The organism is Mesorhizobium sp. WSM4813 (assembly GCF_055811555.1).
The window spans coordinates 17903-38306 of the sequence record NZ_JBVVQU010000019.1 but is presented as its reverse complement, the minus strand read 5'-3'; the positions used below and the strand labels follow the sequence as shown (position 1 = coordinate 38306).

17 protein-coding genes are annotated in these 20404 nt (G+C 63.6%); 7 read left to right on the top strand and 10 right to left on the bottom strand.

Annotated features, from left to right (window positions below; translation table 11 throughout):
• Window positions 1-14: 14 nt before the first annotated feature.
• On the top strand, window positions 15-1523 hold the full coding sequence (locus tag AC0L25_RS13180; RefSeq protein WP_473595884.1) for an aldehyde dehydrogenase family protein: 1509 nt from the start codon (window positions 15-17) through the stop codon (window positions 1521-1523).
• A 16-nt stretch (window positions 1524-1539) separates the two neighbouring features.
• Here the strand turns inward: AC0L25_RS13180 and AC0L25_RS13175 are convergent, their stop codons facing one another.
• The 5 genes from AC0L25_RS13175 to AC0L25_RS13155 all read right to left on the bottom strand — a co-directional run bounded on the left by AC0L25_RS13175 (window position 1540) and on the right by AC0L25_RS13155 (window position 6339).
• Window positions 1540-2301: an SDR family NAD(P)-dependent oxidoreductase gene (locus AC0L25_RS13175; protein WP_473595883.1), complete on the bottom strand. Its 762-nt coding sequence runs from the start codon at window positions 2299-2301 to the stop codon at window positions 1540-1542.
• A 10-nt stretch (window positions 2302-2311) separates the two neighbouring features.
• Window positions 2312-3124: an ABC transporter permease gene (locus AC0L25_RS13170; RefSeq protein ID WP_473595882.1), complete on the bottom strand. Its 813-nt coding sequence runs from the start codon at window positions 3122-3124 to the stop codon at window positions 2312-2314.
• The gene (locus AC0L25_RS13165; protein WP_473595881.1) at window positions 3124-3987 is read right to left on the bottom strand and encodes an ABC transporter permease; all 864 of its coding nucleotides are present in this window, start codon (window positions 3985-3987) and stop codon (window positions 3124-3126) included. Before AC0L25_RS13165 ends, AC0L25_RS13170 begins: the two co-directional genes overlap by 1 nt.
• A gap of 71 nt (window positions 3988-4058) precedes the next feature.
• A complete protein-coding gene (locus tag AC0L25_RS13160; protein ID WP_473595880.1) occupies window positions 4059-5222 on the bottom strand; it encodes an ABC transporter substrate-binding protein in 1164 nt (387 codons plus the stop codon).
• The gene (locus AC0L25_RS13155) at window positions 5203-6339 is read right to left on the bottom strand and encodes an ABC transporter ATP-binding protein (protein ID WP_473595879.1); all 1137 of its coding nucleotides are present in this window, start codon (window positions 6337-6339) and stop codon (window positions 5203-5205) included. The genes AC0L25_RS13160 and AC0L25_RS13155 overlap by 20 nt, the downstream gene beginning before the upstream one ends.
• Window positions 6340-6452: 113 nt before the next feature.
• On the opposite strand from AC0L25_RS13155, the gene AC0L25_RS13150 reads away from it, so the two are divergent.
• Window positions 6453-7265, top strand: coding sequence for a LuxR C-terminal-related transcriptional regulator (locus AC0L25_RS13150; protein ID WP_473595878.1), 813 nt, complete (start codon window positions 6453-6455; stop codon window positions 7263-7265).
• On the opposite strand, the gene AC0L25_RS13145 is transcribed toward AC0L25_RS13150, so the two are convergent.
• The 5 genes from AC0L25_RS13145 to AC0L25_RS13125 all read right to left on the bottom strand — a co-directional run bounded on the left by AC0L25_RS13145 (window position 7243) and on the right by AC0L25_RS13125 (window position 13989).
• Window positions 7243-9321: a 3-hydroxyacyl-CoA dehydrogenase NAD-binding domain-containing protein gene (locus tag AC0L25_RS13145; RefSeq protein WP_473595877.1), complete on the bottom strand. Its 2079-nt coding sequence runs from the start codon at window positions 9319-9321 to the stop codon at window positions 7243-7245. The genes AC0L25_RS13150 and AC0L25_RS13145 overlap by 23 nt on opposite strands.
• Window positions 9322-9476: 155 nt before the next feature.
• Window positions 9477-10424 carry an ABC transporter permease gene (locus tag AC0L25_RS13140; protein ID WP_473595876.1) on the bottom strand — a complete coding sequence of 316 codons (948 nt, stop codon included), beginning with the start codon at window positions 10422-10424 and terminating at the stop codon, window positions 9477-9479.
• Between the two features lie 3 nt (window positions 10425-10427).
• The gene (locus tag AC0L25_RS13135; RefSeq protein ID WP_473595875.1) at window positions 10428-11408 is read right to left on the bottom strand and encodes an ABC transporter permease; all 981 of its coding nucleotides are present in this window, start codon (window positions 11406-11408) and stop codon (window positions 10428-10430) included.
• Window position 11409: 1 nt separating this feature from the next.
• Window positions 11410-12930 carry an ATP-binding cassette domain-containing protein gene (locus AC0L25_RS13130; RefSeq protein WP_473595874.1) on the bottom strand — a complete coding sequence of 507 codons (1521 nt, stop codon included), beginning with the start codon at window positions 12928-12930 and terminating at the stop codon, window positions 11410-11412.
• 45 nt (window positions 12931-12975) lie between these two features.
• A complete protein-coding gene (locus AC0L25_RS13125; RefSeq protein WP_135934200.1) occupies window positions 12976-13989 on the bottom strand; it encodes a substrate-binding domain-containing protein in 1014 nt (337 codons plus the stop codon).
• Between the two features lie 200 nt (window positions 13990-14189).
• On the opposite strand from AC0L25_RS13125, the gene AC0L25_RS13120 reads away from it, so the two are divergent.
• From AC0L25_RS13120 to AC0L25_RS13100, 5 genes are all read left to right on the top strand, one after another.
• Window positions 14190-16604, top strand: coding sequence for a glucan 1,4-alpha-glucosidase (locus AC0L25_RS13120; protein WP_473595873.1), 2415 nt, complete (start codon window positions 14190-14192; stop codon window positions 16602-16604).
• Between the two features lie 33 nt (window positions 16605-16637).
• On the top strand, window positions 16638-17654 hold the full coding sequence (gene gnd / locus AC0L25_RS13115; protein WP_473595872.1) for a phosphogluconate dehydrogenase (NAD(+)-dependent, decarboxylating): 1017 nt from the start codon (window positions 16638-16640) through the stop codon (window positions 17652-17654).
• Between the two features lie 16 nt (window positions 17655-17670).
• The gene (zwf, locus tag AC0L25_RS13110) at window positions 17671-19047 is read left to right on the top strand and encodes a glucose-6-phosphate dehydrogenase (protein ID WP_473595871.1); all 1377 of its coding nucleotides are present in this window, start codon (window positions 17671-17673) and stop codon (window positions 19045-19047) included.
• Between the two features lie 17 nt (window positions 19048-19064).
• Entirely contained in the window at window positions 19065-19769 is a 705-nt protein-coding gene (locus AC0L25_RS13105) for an ROK family protein (protein WP_473595870.1), read from the top strand.
• A gap of 148 nt (window positions 19770-19917) precedes the next feature.
• Window positions 19918-20379: a Ros/MucR family transcriptional regulator gene (locus AC0L25_RS13100; RefSeq protein WP_473595869.1), complete on the top strand. Its 462-nt coding sequence runs from the start codon at window positions 19918-19920 to the stop codon at window positions 20377-20379.
• The last annotated feature ends 25 nt before the right edge of the window (window positions 20380-20404 follow it).

The window sequence follows — 20404 nt, the reverse complement described above, 5'->3', positions numbered from 1 at the left end:
TTGAAAGGAAGACCATGGAATTCTCCGCTGACCGGCCGACCCTCTTCGTCAATCCGGATTACCGGCCGATGACCGGTGCGGCAAAACCGGTGATCGATCCGGCGACGCTCGAAACTGTCGGCGCGATCACCGCAGCCAGCGATGGCGAGATCGACGCCGTGCTCGCCGCGGCGACTAAGGCGCAAGCCGCTTGGAAAAAACTCGACGCCAAGAGCCGTGCCAAGCATCTGCATGCTGTCGCCAATGCCATCGAGGCAGCCGATTTCACGCACTGCGCCGAGCTGATGGTGCGCGAGATGGGCAAGCCTTATCCGGAAGCAATCGGCGAGATCGCCAATTGCGCGCCGATCTTCCGCTACTACGCCGAAATGGCGCGCGACGACGCCGGCAAGATCGCCGGCACGACGCAGGCCGGTTCGTTCCAATACGCGCGCTACGAGCCTTACGGCACGTCGGTGCACATCATGCCCTACAATTTCCCGATCCTGTTGATGTGCTGGACCGTCGCCGCCTCGCTCGCCGCCGGCAATGCCTGCGTGATCAAGCCGGCCGAGGCGACGACGCTTTCGACGCTGGACTACATGACCGTGTTCCGCTCGCTGCCGGAGGGCCTGGTTTCCTGCCTGCCCGGCGGCGCTGCCACCGCACAGGCGCTGATCGCTTCCGAACGCACCCATGCGGTCGCCTTCACCGGTTCGGTCGCCGCCGGCAAGGCCGTCGCCGTCGCCTGCGCCGAGCGTATGAAGCCATGCATCATTGAGGCCGGCGGCAGCGATCCGCTGATCATCAGCCAACACGCTCCGTTGGACGTGGCGGCGGCCGGCAGCGTCACCGCCGCCTTCCATCTTACGGGCCAGGTCTGTACTTCGGCCGAGCGGTTTTTCGTGGTCGATGCCGTTCACGACCGCTTCGTTGAGCTGTTTGCGCAGAAGACCCTCGCACTGCGCATTGGCAACGGCCTCGACAAGACCGAGATCGGACCGCTGGTCAGCGAGGCGGCGCGGGCGAAAGTCATGCGGCTGGTAGACGATGCGATCCGCAGCGGCGCCAAGGCGGTCACCGGCGGGCGCATTCCGCCAGCGCACAATGTCGGCTGGTTCTACGAGCCGACGATCCTGACCGGCGTCACCCCCGATATGGCGATCGTGCGTGAAGAGTGTTTCGGACCGGTGGCCGCGATCTGCCGGGTCAAGGATTTCGACGAGGCGATAGAGCTTGCCAATGACAGTCCGTTCGGGCTCGGCGCCTCGGTCTTCACTACCGATCTTGCCGAAGCGCATGAGGCTGCGGAGCGGCTCGAGGCCGGCATGGTTTGGGTCAACAATCCGCTGATCGACAATGACGCACTGCCGTTCGGTGGCTGGAAGGCGTCGGGCCTCGGCCGCGAACTCGGCCGCCAGGGGCTGGATGCCTTCCGCCGCTCGAAGATGGTGATCATCGACCACAAACCGGCGATCCAGGACTGGTGGTACCCCTATCCCGACAGCTGGTTCCGCGAGGCTGGCGGACGCAAGCACGTATAAGATATGAACGGCTGCGTCAGCCGATGCTCTCGCCGCCGTCGATCACCAAAGCTTGGCCGGTCATGAAGGATGAGCGATCGGAGACGAGGAACAGGATCGCTTCGGCTATCTCTTCCGCCGCGGCCCAGCGCTGCATGGGAATCTTAGTGCGGACGTAGCGTTCGATCGCGTCCCGCCCGCCCATCTGGGCGATGAACGGCTCATTGAAGGGCGTGTCGACCCAGCCGGGGCAGAGCGCGTTGACGCGCACATTGTGCCTGGCATAGTCGAGCGACATCTGCCTGGTCATCGCCACCACCGCATGCTTTGAGGTTGCGTAGGCGATCATCTCGCGGTCGTAGAACACACCCGAATTCGAGGCGGTGTTCAGGATGACACCGCCGCCCTGTTCGATCATCGACGGCATGACGAGCCTGGCCGCGAGGAACTGCGCCCGCACATTGATCCGCCACGAGGCATCCATGCCGTCGATGCCGACTTCGGTCAGCGTGCCGCCGACCTGGACCCCGGCGTGGTTGTGCAGGATATCGATCCGACCATGTTTGCCCAGTGTGCCCGTAATGAGTCTCTCGACCGCCGCGTCCTCGCCGACATCGGTAGCGATCGCCTCGGCCCGGCCGCCTGCAGCACGGATGTCGAAAGCCGTGGCTTCGCCGGCAGCCTGATCCCTGTCGGCGATCACCACCACCGCGCCTTCCCTGGCGATGATCATGGCACCGGCGCGCCCGATGCCCGACCCGGCGCCTGTCACCACGGCGATGCGATCTTTCAAAATCATGACGCGACTTTCAGGTTGATGGTTTGCGTTGGCGCAATTGCCATTGGGCAAGCACCACAAGCAGAACAGAGGCGACGAGGACGATCGTCGCGATGGCATTGATTTCCGGCGTGACCCCGCGCCGGATCGAGGCAAAGACATAGATCGGCAACGTCGTCTGTGCGCCGGCGACGAAGAAGGCGACGATAAAATCGTCGAAGGAGAAGGTGAAAGCGAGCAGGAAGCCGGCGATTACTGCCGGCATGATCTGCGGCAACACGATGCTGCGGAAGGTCGTCAGCGGGGTGGCGTAGAGATCACTCGAAGCCTCGACCAGATTGCGGTCGAGACTGCCGAGACGTGTGCCGACGATCATCGCCACCAGCGCCATCGAAAACAGGCCGTGCGCGGCGATGATCGAGCCGTAGCCGAGCGCCAAGCGTGGCGGCTGGTCGTTCGGCCACAGCGAAGCGAGAAACGGATTGACGACCCCAAATAGCTGGACGAGCGCGACCAGCGTCGAGATGCCGATGACGACGCCCGGAACAACGATCGCAGCACCGAGAAGCGCATCGAAGATGGCGCGTGTCCGCACGCCGACACGCGCCAGGCCAAGCGCCGCCGCCGTGCCGCAGAGTGCTGCGAGCAAGGCGCTGGTGGTGGCGATGAACAGGCTGTTCTTCAGTGCCTCGACCAGGAACGGGTTCGACAGCGCCTTGCCATACCATTGCACCGACAGGCCGGTGAACTCGCTGGCGTGGCGGCCCGCATTGAAGGAGAACACCACCACCAGCACGATCGGCAGATAGAGAAATGCAAAGACCGCTATGACGAAGGCACGCATCAGATCAGATCCACCCGACGCGCGCCCGAAAGCCGGGTCGAAATGCGGTTGGCGGCAATGAGCACCACCACCGAGACCAGGACTAGGGTGATGGCGATTGCCGATCCGAACGGCCAGTTGCGCGATTGCAGGAACAGATCGACCAGCGCGTTGCCGATGAAGAAGACCTTGCCGCCACCGAGTAGCGTCGGGATCAGATATTCGCCAAGCAGCAGGATCATGACCAGCGAGAAGCCGGTCATCACACCCGGCAGCGACAGCCGCAGCGTCACGCCTAGGAATGTCGAGATCGGCCTTGCGCCGAGATCGGCGGAGGCTTCCAGCAGCCGACGATCGAGCCGCTCGAGGCTGACATAGATCGGCAGGATCATCAGCGGCAGATAGCCATAGACGATGCCCAGCAGAACCGCGCCCGGCGTGTTGATCAGCCGCACGTCTTCAAATCCGAGATAGGTCAGCAGTGCCGGGATGCCGCGCCCGCCCAGAACATACATCCAGGCGTAGGTTCGCATCAGCAGGCTGGTCCAGAACGGGATGACGACAAGCGCCAGCAGGATCAGCCGCCACCGCTCCGGCGCGCGCAAGGCGAGATAATAGGCGACCGGATAGGCGACGAGAAGACAGGCCAAGGCGCCCGCCGGCGCCAGCACCATCGTATTCCAGAAGGCGGTCGCCCGTGCCGGAAGATTGGCATATTGCGCAAAGGTGAAAGCGGCCCGATAGCCACCTTCCGGCGCCCGCTCGCCGACGCTGAAGACGGCGATCGCGACGAACGGCAGGACCAGAAACACCACCAGCCACGCGGTTGCCGGACCGAGCAGCAGCGCGGTCAGCAGATTATGACGAAGGACATTGCTGCGCATTGAAAAACCGCCCCGGTGCCGGCGGACATCTGCCCGCCGGGTGAGTTGCCTGCATCGGACCTATGGCCCGTTCAAGCCGACTTGAAGCGGGCCATCAGTTCGGCCCGAGCCGGATCGGTCAATGTCGCAGCCGCACCGAATTCCAGCGGCTTCAGCAATTCCGCCGCCGGGTAGAGGATCGGATTGTCCAGCACCTCCTTGGGCAGCAGCGCATTGACCCGCGCATCAGTGGAAGGCGCGCCGTTGGCCAGGTGCTCCTTGACCGCGACTTTCGGGTCCATCAGGTAGTTGAGCAGGGCATAACCGGCGGGCTTGTTGGGCGCATCTTTCGGAATGGCGTAGAAGTCGGTCCAGATCTCGCCGCCCTCCTTGCCAAGCACATAGGCGATCTCGGGAATGTCGCGGTGGAGCTGCGCCCCATCATTGGTCCAGCACATCGTCATCCAGGCGTCGCCGGCACGCATCGACGGCTGATAATCGCTGGAAACCGCGAACAGATGCGGCTTGACCTTCAGCAGCAATTCCTCCGCCTTGGCGAGTTCGTCCGGCTTCAGCGAGTTGAACGAGAAGCCGAAATATTTCAGCGCATTGCCGATCGTGGTGAGCTGGTAATCATGAACCATGGTCCGGCCGTCGCCTTCCGCCATGGCCGTGTCCCAGAATTCCTTCCAGCTCGTTATCGGCTTCGTCAGCTTCTTGGTGTTGACGGCAAATCCGGTGGTACCCCAATTCTTCGGCACCGCGTAGGTCGCGCCGTCGATCGTGCCTTCCCCGGTGAAGCGCGGGTCCTGCTGCGAGCCGTCGAAATTGGCAAGCTTGGCCATATCGAGCGCTTCGATGATGTCGAGCTTCTTGTAGGTGGAGATCGTGTAGTTGGTCGGCACGAAAAGGCTCCAGCCCGAGGCGCCTGCCTGCAGCTTGGCCAGCATCTCCTCGTTTGACCCGAACACATTGACCTCGACGGCGACGCCCGTCTGGGCCTTGAAATTCTCGAACGTCGCCGGGTCATGATAATTGGGCCAGGTGGCGATCGACATGCGGTCGCCAAGACCCTCCTGAGCGAATGCCGGCGAGGGCATGATGCCGAGTTCGCGGGCCATCACCGCCGTTGCGATGCTAAGGCCGGTGAGGCCAAGGAACTCGCGGCGGCCGATGGAACCGCGCTTGAGGCGCATCAACTGATCGACGAATTTTTCAGGGCTTATCGGCAGTCCGTCACGATATGATTTCGGCATGTTTATTTTCCCTCTGGTTGGTCCCGTTATTCTTGGGGTCCGGGAACGCGAGCGGCGTTCCGGCTGTAAAGCCGATGGCGACGGGTTCACCCGGCTTGAAGAGATTTCCATTGCCAATCACGTGATCGGCCTTGGCGAGCAGCGTTCCGATACCCCCAACCTCGATCGCGTATTCCGCGGTCGAGCCCAGAAAGATCCGGTTACGGACAATGCCGTTGAACCGGCCGTTTCCCGGCGCGCCAAGGCTTAAAGATTCAGGACGCAGGCTGACCGAAACAACTTCGTCCTGCCGCAGCGAAGTCCGTTTGCGCGCTGCAATGACGGTGCCGTCGGCAAGCGCCACCTCGACGAGGTTGCCCGAGTGCCCGGCGACCTTGCCGCTCAAGAGATTGGTCTTGCCGACGAAGTCGGCGACGAAGAGGTCGGCGGGCTCGTCATAGATTTCGCTCGGCTGTCCGAGCTGGACGATGCGCCCGCCATTCATGACGCAGACGAAATCGCTCATCGACAGTGCTTCTTCCTGGTCGTGCGTGACAAGGACGAAGGTGATGCCGATCTCGCGCTGCAGGTTCTGCAACTCTATCTGCATGTCGGTGCGCAGCTTCTTGTCGAGTGCCGCCAGCGGCTCGTCGAGCAGCAGCACCGCCGGCTTGTTGACCAGCGCCCGCGCCAGGGCGACACGCTGCTGTTGGCCGCCGGAAAGCTCGTGGATCTTGCGGCGGCCGTAGCCGGCAAGCCGCACCATGGCGAGCGCTTCGCCTGCCCTCAGGCTGATCTCCCGCGACGCCAGCCGCGGCCTTGCCTGGCGCAGCCCGTAGGCGATGTTGTCCTCGACATCCAGATGCGGAAACAGCGCATATTGCTGGAACACCATGTTGACCGGCCGCCGATAGGGCGGCGTGCCGGCCATGTCGCGGCCACGGATGAACACCGCACCTTCGCTTGGCTGCTCGAAGCCGCCGATCATCCGCAGGCAGGTTGTCTTGCCGCAACCGGATGGTCCGAGCAAGGCGACAAAGGCAGACGGCGGGATGGCAAGATCGATACCGCTGACCGCGGTCACGCGGCCGTAGCGTTTGGTGACCCCGCGAAACTCGATATCTGGCACTGCGGTCAAAGCTGCGGGCTCCAGCGAAGGCGATTTTCGCGACGCTATCAGAGCCAACGGTGACTAGTATATACCTCGCGGGTGGTATATTTGGTCTATTTTCTCGTTTAGAGGGGTATGGATTGAGCGTATCGCGTAGCGACGAATACAACCAGCTCGCTACGCTCATCGCGGCGACACGGGAGACGAGCGGCGAGCTTTTCGGCAAGGCGATGGTCGCTTGGCTCCGGCAGCATGTCAGCTTCGATCACTGTGTCATCTTCGGCTATCGCGGCGCCGCGCGCCCGCCGCTGCTGTTCGAGACGTTCTCGCCGGCCGAAAGCCACGTCTTCGTCGCGCTCTATCAGGAGGGGCCTTATCTGCTCGACCCGTTCCACCATGCGGCGGTCGAGCGCAAGGAAGGTTTTTGGCGCATGCGCGAGCTGGCGCCGGACCGCTTCTATGCCAGCGAATATTACCGCTCCTACTATAGCCAGACCAAGCTGGCCGAAGAGGTCGGTTTCTTCGTGCCGCTGCCGGGAAAGGACGCGCTGGTGGTCTCGCTGATGCGATTGCGCACGTCAGGCTCCTTCGGAACTGCCGATGCCAGGTTGCTGCGCGACATTGCGCCGGCGGTGATCAGCTCCGTCAGGCTGCGCTGGCCGGCCCTTCCGGCCGACGAACCGGCAGCGATGAAGCAGGACGAGGCGGTTGCTCCGGCCAGCGAGTTCGAACGTGCTCATATCTGGAAGAGCCTTTCGCTCACGCCGCGCGAAAAACATGTCGTCGACTTGGTGCTTCAGGGGCATTCTACGGAATCGATAGCCAGAACGATGCGCATCGTACCGGGAACAGTTAAGGTCCATCGCCGCAACATTTACCGCAAGCTCAAGATCAAGTCGCAGGCCGGTCTCTTCGCGCGTTTCGTCGAGATCATCGACGCGCGGATTCGGTAATCCACGAGGAGCCGGACGCTGCCATCTGCCTGAGCAGAGGCGCCACCCGAAAGATGTCCTTGCCGGTTCGCTCGTGCCAGTGATCCAGCCGTCCGATGATCTTGTCGACTCCTTCGAGGCCGGCCCAGAACATCGGGCCGCCCTTGCCCACCGGAAAGCCATAGCCGTTGACCCAGACGACGTCGATGTCGGAGGCGCGGGCAGCTATCCCCTCCTCGAGGATCTTTGCCCCTTCATTGATCATCGGATAGAGCGTCCGCTCGATGATCTCGTCAGCGCCGATCGCGCGCGGCGCGATGCCCTTCTCGGCAGCCTTTTCGCGGATCAGCGCTTCGACCTCCGGGTTGGGAGCCGGTGTGCGTGAGCCGTTCTCGTACCGATAGAATCCGCTGCCGGTCTTCTGGCCGAAATGCCCCTGTTCGCACAGCGTGTCGGCGATTATTGCCGTCTGGCCGCGCGCCTTGCGGTTACGCCAGCCTATGTCGAGGCCGGCGAGATCGCCCATCTGGAATGGTCCCATCGGCCAGCCGAAATCGGTGAACACCTGGTCGATCTGCTGTGGTGTTGCACCTACCAGCAAAAGCGCCTCGGATTCCGCCCCCCGCGCGGCCAGCATGCGATTGCCGACGAAGCCATGGCAGACGCCGACAACGACCGGCACTTTGCCGATCCGTCGTGCCAGTTCGACGGTTGTCGCCAGCGCATCCGGCGCGGTCTTCTCGGCGCGTACGATCTCCAGCAGCTTCATGACGTTGGCCGGCGAAAAGAAATGCATGCCGACCACATCCTGCGGGCGCGAGGTCGAGGCGGCTATTTCGTTGACATCGAGATAGGAGGTGTTGGTGGCGAGGATCGCGCCCGGTTTAGCCACCGCGTCGAGCTGGGCAAAGACATCCTTCTTGACCGCCATCTCCTCGAACACGGCCTCGATTATCAGGTCGCAGTCAGCGAGATCGCCATAGTCGGTGGAACCCTTGAACAGGCCGAGCCGCTGACGCCTGGTGTCTTCGCTGAGGGAACCGCGCGTGACGGAGACGGCATAATTCTTCTCGATCGTCGCCAGCCCGCGTTCCAGCGCCTCGCGGCTGGTTTCCAGCAAGGTCACGGGGTAGCCGCCATTGGCGAACGCCATGGCGATGCCACCGCCCATGGTGCCGGCGCCGATGACGCCGACCCGTGCGATCTTGCGCCTGACGATATCCTTAGCCCCAACCTTCGCCGCCTCGCGCTCGGCGAAGAACAGATGCCGCTGGGCGCGCGACTGGTCACCAGCAACGAGTTTGACGAACAGTTCGCGTTCCGCCGCCAGCGCTTCTTCGAACGGCAGCGTGATGGCGTTGCGGACCGACTGCGCGCAGGCAATCGGCGCTTCGAGCCCGCGCGCCTTTTTGGCAAGTTCAGCCGCTTGCCTGTCGAACCCAGGCAATTCGGCTTGATTGAGACGGCCATCCCGGTCGCGTACTGGCGTGAACGGCCCACCCTGATAAGCTGTTTCGTTGGCGAAACGAACCGCCTGCGCGCTCAGATTACCATCGAAGACGCCGTCGACCAGCCCGGCGGCAAGCGCCTCGGCCGCACCGATCGGTGTTCCCGAAACGATCATGCTGAGCGCCTTCAGCGCGCCGACGAGGCGCGGCAGCCGAACCGTGCCGCCTCCGCCGGGCAGCAGGCCGAGCTTGACTTCTGGCAAGCCGAGCTTGGCCTGGCTGTCGGCAATGCGAAAATGGCAGCCGAGCGCCAGTTCCAGACCGCCGCCGAGCGCAGTGCCGTGGATGGCGGCGACCGTCGGCTTGGCAATGGCTTCCAACACGGCAATGATCGCGCGCAGATCGGGCTGCTGCACCGGCTTGCCGAACTCGGTGATATCGGCGCCGGCGACGAAGGTCCGCCCGGCGCAAGCGATGACGATGGCCGTAACATCAGGCTCGTCGCGCAAGGAGACAAGCGCCTGCATCAGCGGCTCGCGAACATGGAAGCTCAGCGCATTGACCGGCGGATTGTCGATGGTCACGACCGCGACGCCGCCGTCCCTTGTAACGCTCACGAAATTGGACAAGCAGGACCTCTCGCAATGATGACGGCGGACAATGCCGAGGGATTTACAGGGCCGATACCCGGATGGGAACCGCGATGTTTCGCGGAAAGGCTCCGGGCTTGCCGTGGTGATCCTTCGCGCCGCCATCAAAAGATTCTGCTCCGCCTAGCGAAGAACTAGCCCAGCGCCTTCTGGCCGCCCGCGGCGGTGATGACGCCGACGATGATCAGTCCGGTCAGCAGCAGCCGGACGCCGGCGCTGACGCCGAACGTGTTGAGCATGGTCAAGAGCAGCACCAGGAAGAGGGCCGCGCCCCAGACGCCCGGCACGTTGGCCTTGCCGCCGGCCACCGACGTGCCGCCGATGACGACGACGGCGATCGAGGCCAGCAGGTACTCGTTGCCGATATCGACGTTGGCGCCGCGGAAATAGCCGGCGAGCAGCGCGCCGTCGAGGCCGCCGAGCGCGCCCGACAGCGTGTAGGTGAGGAAGCGGATACGCCCGACATTGACGCCAGCCAGCCACGCGGCGCGGATGTTCTGGCCGATCGCCAGCACCGAACGGCCATAGATCATGCGCTGCAGCGCGATCGCAGCACCGATGGTGAACAGCACGGTGAGGATCGCCAGCACCGGAATGCCCATAATCTGCCAGTTTGTAAAGCTGGCGAAGCCCGGCGGCGGCTTGATCTGCAGGCCGCGGCCATAGCTGATGTCGATCGACTGGATGATGAAGCTCGCCGACAATGTGGCGATGATCGGCGGGATGCGCAGCGCCCAGATCAAGAGATAATTGGCGGCGCCGATCGCCATGCCGCTGGCCAGCGCCGCCAGCAGCCCGACGGCGATCATCGAATCATTGCCGTCCATGACCTTCATGGCGACGGCGCTGGCGAGGCCGATATTGGCCGGCAGCGACAGGTCGACGTTGCCCGGCCCGAGCGTGATGACGAACATCTGGCCGACACCGACGATGACGGTGAAGACGGCGAGCGAAAGTGCTGCCGTGATCATGCCGCCGCCGCCATAGCCGCCGGTGAAGGCGATCGTCGCCAGCCAAACCAGCAGCGCGCCGATGAAGGACCATATCCAGGGTTTGGCGAGCAGTAATCGCACCGATGCCATCGCTCACCTCTCCCTGCGGCTGATGAGCACCCGGGCCGCCAGCACGATGATGAGGATGGCGCCATTGGCGGCCACCTGCCAGTCGGGCGGGATGTGCATGAAGGTCAGCAGCGGCGAGGCGGCGAGCGCCAGCGTCAGCGCGCCGATCACCGCGCCGATCGGCGACACCCGGCCGCCGACGAATTCGCCGCCGCCGAGGATGACGCCGGCGATCGCAAGCAGCGTATAGCCATTGCCGATATTGGCATCGGCCGAGGTGGTGATGCCGATCAGGGCCATGCCGGACAGGACGCCGAACAGGCCGGCCAGTGCGAACAGCATGATCTTGGTCTTGAGCAGCGACCAGCCGGCGCGTTCGAGTGCGGCGGCATTGCCGCCCGATCCGCGCAGGATCACACCATAGGAGGTGCGCATCAGCCCGAAATGGACGACCGCCGCGATCAGCAGCGCCGCGATGATCGGAAAGGGAACTAAGGGCGGCTTGAAGGCCATGAGCGACAGCAGCCAGTCCGGCGCCTTGCCGCCGGGCTTCGGCAGAATGAGGATGGCAAGACCCTGCCAGACAAAGCTCATGCCGAGCGTCACGACGATTGAAGGCAAATTGCGCAGATGGATCAGCGCGCCGAGCAGCGCATAGACGCCGATCGATCCGAGCAGGATCAGGATGCCGACCAGCGGCGCGTCCTTCAGCCATGTCGCCGTGACGCAGCCGACGAAACCGACGAACGTGCCGATCGACAAGTCCAGCTCGTTGCCGGCAATGACGAACATCTGCGCGATCGTCGCCAGGGCGATCGGGATCGCCAAATTGAGCATCAGGCTGAAGCCGAAATAACTGATGGCGCGCGGGTTGAGCCAGGCGATCGCCAGCAGCACCAGCACCAGCGACATCGCAGGCAGCAGCCCGCGCAACAGGCGCGCCCGCGCCAGCGCGCCGCGCTCGGAAGAACTCTTGGGACCGGTCTCGACGGGTGCTGCCGTCATCTCAGGCCGCGTCGCCGAACGAGGACTGGATGATCTTTTCCTCCGTCAGCTCGTCACGACCAAGGTTGGCGACGATCCGGCCGTTCTTGAAGACATAGATGCTGTGGCAATTGTCGAGCTCTTCGGTTTCCGTGGTGTACCAGAGGAAAGTGCGGCCGCGGCCAGCCTCTTCGCGCACAAGATCGTAGACCTCGAGCTTGGTGCCGATATCGACGCCGCGCATCGGGTCGTCCATCAGCACGATCTTCGCGTCGGAACCGAGCGCCCGGGCAAACAGGACCTTCTGCTGGTTGCCGCCGGACAGCGAGAAGATGTTGTTGTTCATGTCGGGCGTGCGGATGCCGATTTTCCCGCGCCAGAAGTCGGCGAGCTCGGCTTCGCGCTGCGGCGAGATCAGCAGGCCGTTGCGCAATCGCCTCAGCGAGCGGACGCCGATGTTTTGCGCAATCGACCATTGCGGAAAAATCCCGTCCGACTGCCGGTCGCCGACCACCAGTGCCACCGGCGCGGTGACCTCGATGCCGGTTTTGGCGCGGGCAGCGGCGGCGAAGATCGCCAGCAGCAGATCGGTCTGTCCGTGACCGGCCAGCCCGGCAAGGCCGATGATCTCGCCCGCATGCGCCACAAGTTCGTTGCCGTCCTCTTGCCGCGCTGGCCGGGCCCGGACCCGCAATGGCCCGGTCTCCGGCTTTTGGGTCGCAATTTCGGCGGCGATCTTCTCACGCGTTTCCGCTCCACCCATGGTCGTCACCAGCCTGTCGCGATCGAAAGCCTTCGCCGCATCCGACGCAACGACCTTGCCGTCGCGCATCACCACGATGCGGTCGGCATTCCCGAGCACCTCGCCCAGAACATGCGAGATCAGAATGCAGCTCTTGCCCCCGGCGACAAAGCGCCGGACGAAGGCCAGCAACTGGCCGGCCGTGTGCGCGTCGAGCGAGGATGTCGGCTCGTCAAGGATGACCAGTTCGAGCGGATCCTGCGTCACCGTGAAGGCACGCGCCACCTCGACCATCTGCCGCCTGCCGATGGAAAGATCGCTGGCGATATCGGAGGCGGAGATGCTGTGGCCCGGGAATATCTCGTCGAGCTTGGCGGCAATGAGATCGGCCGCCTTGCGCCGCCAACCGAACCCGCGCAGCGTCGTATGGTTGATGCGCGTGTTCTCGGCGACGCTGAGGTTAGGGCACAGCGACAGCTCCTGGAACACGCAGCGTATGCCGAGCTGTTGCGCGCGCGGCACCGAATAATTGTCCTCGATGCCGCCACGCACCGCGATCCGCCCGCTGTCGGGCACGAGCGTGCCCGCCACCATATGCATGAGCGTCGACTTGCCCGCGCCATTGTGGCCGACGAGACCGACGCATTCGCCGGCGCCAACGTGGAAGTCGACGCCCGCGAGCGCCCTGACGGCGCCGAAACGTTTTTCGGTGCCGTCCAGTCTGATGATGTCGATATTGGCGGCGCCGAAATGTTTTTCGGCGCCATCCAGTCTGACGATGTCTGCGTTACCTCTAGGCATCCCTAGCGACGTCCGGTTGGCGATGCAGCTGGCAACGTGCCACGCTCACTTGATGTTGGCTTTAATTGCCGCGATGGCGTCTTCCTGAGTGTATTCGTGACTGGCGACACCACCCTTGGGGATGTTCGGCAGCTCCGCCTCGAAAGTATCCTGGGTGAAGGCGAGGTATGGCACCAAGAGATCATGTGGCACATCCGTGCGGCCGTCGAGCACCTGCTGCGCCACCCAGAAGGCCAGCGACGACACGCCCGGCGCGATGGACGCCGACCAGGTCTGGTAGCCATCCTTGTCCTTCTGTTCCTTCCACCATTGCAGTTCATCCTGACGATTGCCCATGATGATCGTCGGGCGCGGCTTGCCGGCAGCGGCAAAGGCTTGTGCCGCGCCATAGCCATCGCCGCCCTGATCGACGACGCCGACGATTTCCGGCAGTGACGGCAGGATCGTCGCGACCGCCTTCTGCGCTGTGGTCTGATCCCAGTCGCCGGTCACCGAACCGACGATCTTGAACTTGGGATGAGCGGCGACGCCTTCCAGAATCCCGGCATGGATGGCGTCGTCGATCGACGTGCCGGCAAGGCCGCGGATTTCCAGCAGATTGCCGCCCTCGGGATGGAACTTAGCCATCTGCTCGACTTCCTGCCTGCCCATGTCCTTGAAGTCGACGACCACGCGATAAGCGCAGGGCTCGGTAACGATGCCGTCGAAGGAGACGACGACGATGCCGGCATCGCAGGCCTGCTTGATGGCGCCGTTGAGCGCGTCCGGCGAGGCGGCGTTGATGACGATGGCGTCATAGCCTTGCAGGATCAGGTTCTGCACCTGAGCCGCCTGGGTCGGCACTTCCTTGTCGGCCGTCGTGAAGATGTCCGCGGCTGCCACCACCCCGTCGGCGACCGCCTTCTTGGTGACGATGGCATAGCTGTTGAGCATCGCCTGTCGCCACGAATTACCGGCATAATTGTTGGAAAAGGCGATCTTCTTGTCGCTGGTGTCGGCAAGCGCGTTGCCTGACGCGAGCATCGCCGCAAGGGCACTCAAGACGAGTATCTTCTTCATGTGTTATCCTCCCATGGATTGCTGGTCGTTGTTGGCTGCTGGTGGCTGTTATGACGGCCCTCGTTTCAATATTGTCAGACAAATTTAGATGGGCGCACTTGTCAACAGCGATCGGTGACGGTTTGACGATCAACTTGCGGTGCAATGATTGAAAAGGCTTCGGCTCCTGGTCTAGGGGTGGGGCAGGAGACTGAATCGAGATGGCAGCGACGCCGACTGATGCGCTGGGCGCCCCCGGAATTCCGGCGCGCTGGACGTCAAGCGCCAAGAGCGGCGTCGGAACCGCGCTTTCTCCGGCCTGCCCTATCTGGTTCACGATCAGCCACGGCATCCTCAACGAGGTCTATTATCCCAGCCTCGACAGCGCCTGCACCCGAGACATGGGGCTGGTCGTCACCGGCCCCAGCGGCTATTTCTCGGAAGAAAAGCGCGATGCCGTGCACAGCGTCGAGCCGTTCGAGGATGGGGTGCCCGCCTACAGGCTGGTCAACACCGCCGCCGATGCCACCTACCGGATCGAAAAGCGTATCATCACGGATCCGGAACATCCTGCTTTGCTGCAGGAAATCAGCTTCACGCTGCTGAGAGGTCCGCTTGCCGACTACCGCGTCTACGCGCTGCTGGCGCCGCATCTGGTCAACGCCGGCATGGGCAACACCGCCTGGATCGGCGACTACGAGGGAAAGCCTGTCCTGTTTGCATCGGGGCGTGGTGTTTGCCTGGCGCTCGCCTCGTCGCTGCCTTGGGGAGGCTGCTCGGCCGGCTATGTCGGCGCCTCCGACGGCTGGCAGCAACTCCATTATAACGGCCGGCTCGACCCGGCTTGCCGCAGGGCCGAAAATGGCAATGTGGCGTTGACCGGGGAGATCGGCTTTTCGGCCGCGAACTCGAAGGCTTTGCTGGCGCTGGGTTTTGGGGCAACGCCGCAAGAGGCGGCGGAGGTCGCTTCCGCTAGCTTGAAGCAAGGCTTCGGTCCCGCCGCCAAGATCTATGTCGAAAAATGGCGGAAATGGCAGATCGGCCTGCTGCCGCTGGACCGGCATGTAGCAGGGATCAACACCTATCGCGTCAGCACGGCGGTTCTGGCGACGCACCGGTCCTCCGCGAAATCCGGTGCAGCCGTCGCCAGTCTGTCGATCCCATGGGGCTTCAGCATGGGCGACGACGATCTCGGCGGCTATCATCTGGTCTGGCCGCGCGATCTGGTCGAAACCGCGGGCGGTTTTCTGGCCGCCGGCGATCCGGCGGGAGCGCTTGAGATTCTCGCCTATCTCCGCTCCATCCAGCAGCCGGATGGGCATTGGCCGCAGAACGCCTGGCTCGACGGATCAGCCTATTGGCCCGGCATCCAGATGGACGAATGCGCCTTTCCATTGCTGCTCGCCGACGCGCTCCGCCGCGCAGGGCGCCTGGCAGACGCCGCGTTGCTCTCCTTCATGCCGATGATCGAGCGCGCCGCTTCCTATGTCGTGCGCAACGGTCCCGTCACCGGCGAAGACCGCTGGGAAGAGGATGCCGGCTACAGCCCGTTCACGCTGGCCGTCGAGGTCGCCGCTCTACTGGCCGCGGCCGACATGTTCGAAACCTGCGGCAAAGCAGAGCCGGCAAATTATCTGCGTGAAACCGCCGATGTCTGGAACGACCAGATCGAGCGCTGGACCTATGTCACCGGCACCTCACTCTGCGAAGAGGTCGGCGTCGAAGGCTATTACGTCCGCATCGCGCCGCCCGACACCGCCGGCGCGGCGTCGCCGAAGGACGGCTATGTGCCGATCAAGAACCGGCCGCCCGGCGATACCGACCGGCCGGCCGAGGCGATCGTCAGCCCGGATGCGTTGGCCCTCGTCCGCTTCGGCCTCAGGGCCGCCGACGACCCCCGCATCGTCGAGACGATCAAGGTTATCGATGCGCGGCTGCGCTGCGACCTGCCGCAGGGGCCCGTCTGGTATCGCTATATCGGCGACGGCTATGGCGAACATGCCGACGGCACGCCATTCGACGGAACCGGCCAGGGCCGGCCCTGGCCGCTGCTGGTCGGCGAGCGCGGCCATTACGAACTGGCGGCGGGCCGCAAGGACAAAGCAGCGAGCCTGCTCAAGACGTTTGAGGGCTCCGCCGGGCCCGGCGGCCTGCTGCCCGAGCAGGTCTGGGATGGTCCCGACATGCCGGAACACGAACTGCGGCACGGTGGGCCGTCGGGCAGCGCCATGCCGCTGGTCTGGGCGCATTCGGAGCACATCAAGCTGCTGCGTTCGCTCAGTGACGGCGCCGTCTTCGACATGCCGCCGCAAGGGGTGAAGCGCTACATCGAGGACAGGACCGTGGCGCCGCGCCGGATATGGCGCTTCAACCACAAGGTCCGCACCATGCCCGCCGGCAAGATGCTGCGCGTCGAACTGCTGGCCCGGGCGGCGGTGCATTGGAGCAGCGACGGTTGGGCGACCGTCCATGACGCCGAGACGACCGAGAATGCCTTCGGTATTCATCTCACGGACCTGTCCGTTGCCGATGTTCCGCCGCGCAATACGATCGTCTTTACTTTTTTCTGGCCCGATGCCGGCCGTTGGGAGAATGTCGACTTTTCCATCGATATCGATGGGCCGGACAAGCAGTAGATCTTCTATCCCTCAAGAACCAGGACGAGAAACATGCAGATCGGAATGATGGGACTGGGCAGGATGGGCGCCAACATGGTTCGGCGCCTGTTGCGCGATGGCCACGAATGCGTGGTCTACGACATCAACCCGGCCAGCGTTGCAGCCCTTGTGACAGCTGGCGCGATCGGAGCGGCTTCGATGGAGGAGTTCGTCGGCAAGCTGACCAAGCCGCGCAGCGCCTGGCTGATGCTGCCGGCGGCGATCACCAGCCGGATCGTCGACCAGGTGGCCGACCTGATGGAGCCGGGCGACATCATCATCGACGGCGGCAATTCCTATTATCACGAGGCTGTCGACCATGCAGCGCGCCTGGCATTGAAAGGCCTGAGCTATGTCGATGTCGGCACCAGCGGCGGCGTCTGGGGCCTCGAGCGCGGCTATTGCCTGATGATCGGCGGCCCCGACAGCGCGGTCCAGCATCTCGATCAGGTCTTCGCCACCCTGGCGCCGGGCGCCGACACCGGAGGGCCCGCCCCCGGCAAGGATGCAGGAACGGCCCCGTTCGGCTATCTCCACTGCGGACCGAGCGGCGCCGGCCATTTCGTCAAGATGGTCCACAACGGCATCGAGTACGGCGTTATGGCCGCCTATGCCGAAGGCATGAACATCCTGAAATCGGCGAATGCGGGCAAGAGACAGCGGACGGCCGACGCTGAAACCAGCCCGCTCGAAAACCCGCAATATTACCAATTCGACATCGATATCGCCCAGGTGGCCGAAGTCTGGCGGCATGGCAGCGTCATCGGCTCCTGGCTGCTCGACCTGACGGCGGGCGTGTTGAAGGCCGATTCGGGGCTGACGCAGTTCGGCGGACGGGTTTCGGATTCCGGCGAAGGCCGCTGGACGCTGAAGGCGGCGATCGACACCGGCGTGCCGGCGCCGGTGCTGTCCTCGGCCCTGTTCGACCGATTCTCTTCGCAAGGCGAATCCGAATTCGCCGACAAGCTGCTGTCCGCCATGCGCTATGCCTTTGGCGGCCATGTCGAAAAGCCGAAGACCAGCTCGTGACAGGGAACGCACGCCCATGAACCAGGAACGGTCCGACACGCTGGTGCTTTTCGGGGCGACCGGCGATCTCGCCCACAAGAAGATCTTCCCCGCACTTTACGCCATGGTCGCCAAGGGAACGCTGACCGAGCCAGTGATCGGCGTCGCTTTCGATGCCTGGGACGTGAAGCAGTTGCAGGCGCGCGCCCGCGACGGCATCGTCAAGGCCATCGGCAAGGTCGACGAAAAGATCTTCGCGAAACTTGCGTCGCTGCTTCGCTATGTCAGCGGTGATTACCGCAGCGCCGCGACATTCGACAAACTGAAAAGCGCGCTGGGAACCGCACAGCACCCGCTGCACTCTCTGGCAGTGCCGCCGACCATGTTCGAGACGGTCATCCAGGGGCTGGAACAGTCGAGCGCCGCCCAGGGCGCGCGCCTGATGGTGGAAAAGCCTTTCGGCCACGATCTGCAATCGGCGCGCTGGCTGAACCGGGTCCTGCATCTGGTTTTCGACGAAAAGTCGATCTTCCGCATCGACCACTACCTCGGCAAAGAAGCGATCCAGAACCTGCTCTATTTCCGCTTCGCCAATTCCTTTCTCGAGCCGATCTGGAACCGCAATTTCGTCGAGAGCGTCCAAATCACCATGGCCGAGGATTTCGGCGTCGAGGGCCGCGGCCGCTTCTATGACGAGGTCGGCTGCATCCGCGATGTCATCGAGAACCATCTGCTCAACATCCTGCTGCTGCTTGCCATGGAGCCTCCCGTCGGCCGCTCGGCCGACGATCTGATCGACGAGAAGGTGCAGGTGCTGCGGGCGGTCCGGACGCTGACCAAGGACGATGTCATGCGCGGCCAATTCAAAGGCTATCTCAGCGAGCCGGGCGTGGCGCCAAACTCGCCGGTCGAGACCTTCGCGGCGGTGCGGTTCTTCGTCGACACCTGGCGCTGGCAGGGCGTGCCTTTCTTCATTCGCGCCGGAAAGTCCATGCCGGTGCACGCCACCGAGGTCATTGTTCGGCTGAAGCGGCCGCCGCTTAATGTCTTCGATCCGATCAAGCCCGACGACGCCAACTACGTGCGCTTCCGCATCGACCCACAGGTGGCGATCTCGGTCGGCGCCCAGCGCAAGGCCCCTGGCGACGACATGATCGGCGAGCAGGTCGAACTCACCGCACTCGACGACACCAAGGGCGACATGCCGCCCTATGAGCGGCTGATCGGCGACGCCATGAACGGCAACGGCCAGTTGTTCACCCGCCAGGATGCCAGCGAACTCGCTTGGCGGATCGTCGGCCCGGTGCTTGGCGACACCACGCCGCCTCACCTTTACGAGCCTGGAACATGGGGCCCGGCCGATGCGATGGCCGGGTTCGGACCGCCGAACGGCTGGATCAATCCGGCGAAATGAACTTGAGAGGCGACGCAATGGCCAAAGCGGCGAAGAAGCCGGCACCGGACAGCGAAAAAATCGTGCTTGCGATCGATATTGGCGGCTCCCATGTCAAGATCCTCACCAGCGCCGGCGGCGAGGAGCGCAGAACCGATTCCGGACCCGGCCTGACGCCGCAGCAGATGATCGCGGCCGTGCAGACGCTCACCGATCGCTTGCCCTACGACGTCATCTCGATGGGTTATCCCGGCCCGGTGCACCACAACAGGCCGCTGACCGACCCCGCTAATCTCGGCAAGGGCTGGGTCGGATGTGACTTCGCAACGCAGTTCGGCAAGCCGGTGAAGGTGGTCAACGACGCGCTGATGCAGGCCATCGGCAGCTACGAGGGCGGGCGCATGCTGTTCCTGGGTCTGGGGACGGGGCTCGGTGCTGCCATGATTGTCGACAACGTCGCCCAGCCGATGGAACTCGCGCATCTTCCCTACAAGAAGGGCGGCAGCTTCGAGGACTATGTCGGCGAACGCGGCCTTGAAAAGCGCGGCAAGAAGAAATGGCGCAAACACGTCTTCGATATCGTCGAGCGGCTACGCGCCGCCATGCAGCCTGACTATGTGGTCATCGGCGGCGGAAATATCGACAAACTCGACGAATTGCCTGCCGGTTGCAGGCGTGGTGACAACACACGCGCCTTCGAAGGGGGATTTCGACTGTGGCGCGACAAATCCTTGGTTGTGTGATATTATGGACGTTCGGGTTCAGACCTGTTGATCCGGCCCTGCCGTTAGTATTGTTGTTCAAAATAATGGGCAACGTGGTGCGGCGTCATTGCGTTACGCAGATTTGCCGACTAGGAAGTCTGCGACCCCCACGGACGGAGAAAATAGATTGACCGACGACAGCAACAAAGCCCGCAAGGACATCGACCTGCTCGAGCTGACCGCTCACATCGTGTCCGCTTACGTCGAGAAGAACCGCTTGCCGGCTTCCGGCCTCGGCGATCTCATCGCCAGCGTCAGCGCGTCGATAGGTGGGCTCGGACAGCCCGCCATTCCGGTGGCAGCACCGCTGGTCCCCGCGGTCAATCCTAAGAAATCGGTGACGCCGGACTACATCATCTGCCTCGAAGACGGCAAGAAGTTCAAATCCCTGAAGCGCCATATCGGCGTTCATTTCGGGCTGACGCCGGATGCCTATCGCGCCAAATGGGGCTTGCCGGCCGACTATCCGATGGTTGCCCCCACCTATGCGGCCTCGCGCTCGCAACTGGCAAAGGCAATCGGTCTTGGCCGCAAGGCCGCCCCGCCGGCACCGGTCAAGAAGACCAGGAAGCCCAAGGCCACGGTCTAACAGCACGACATCGGGTCTGGTCGCT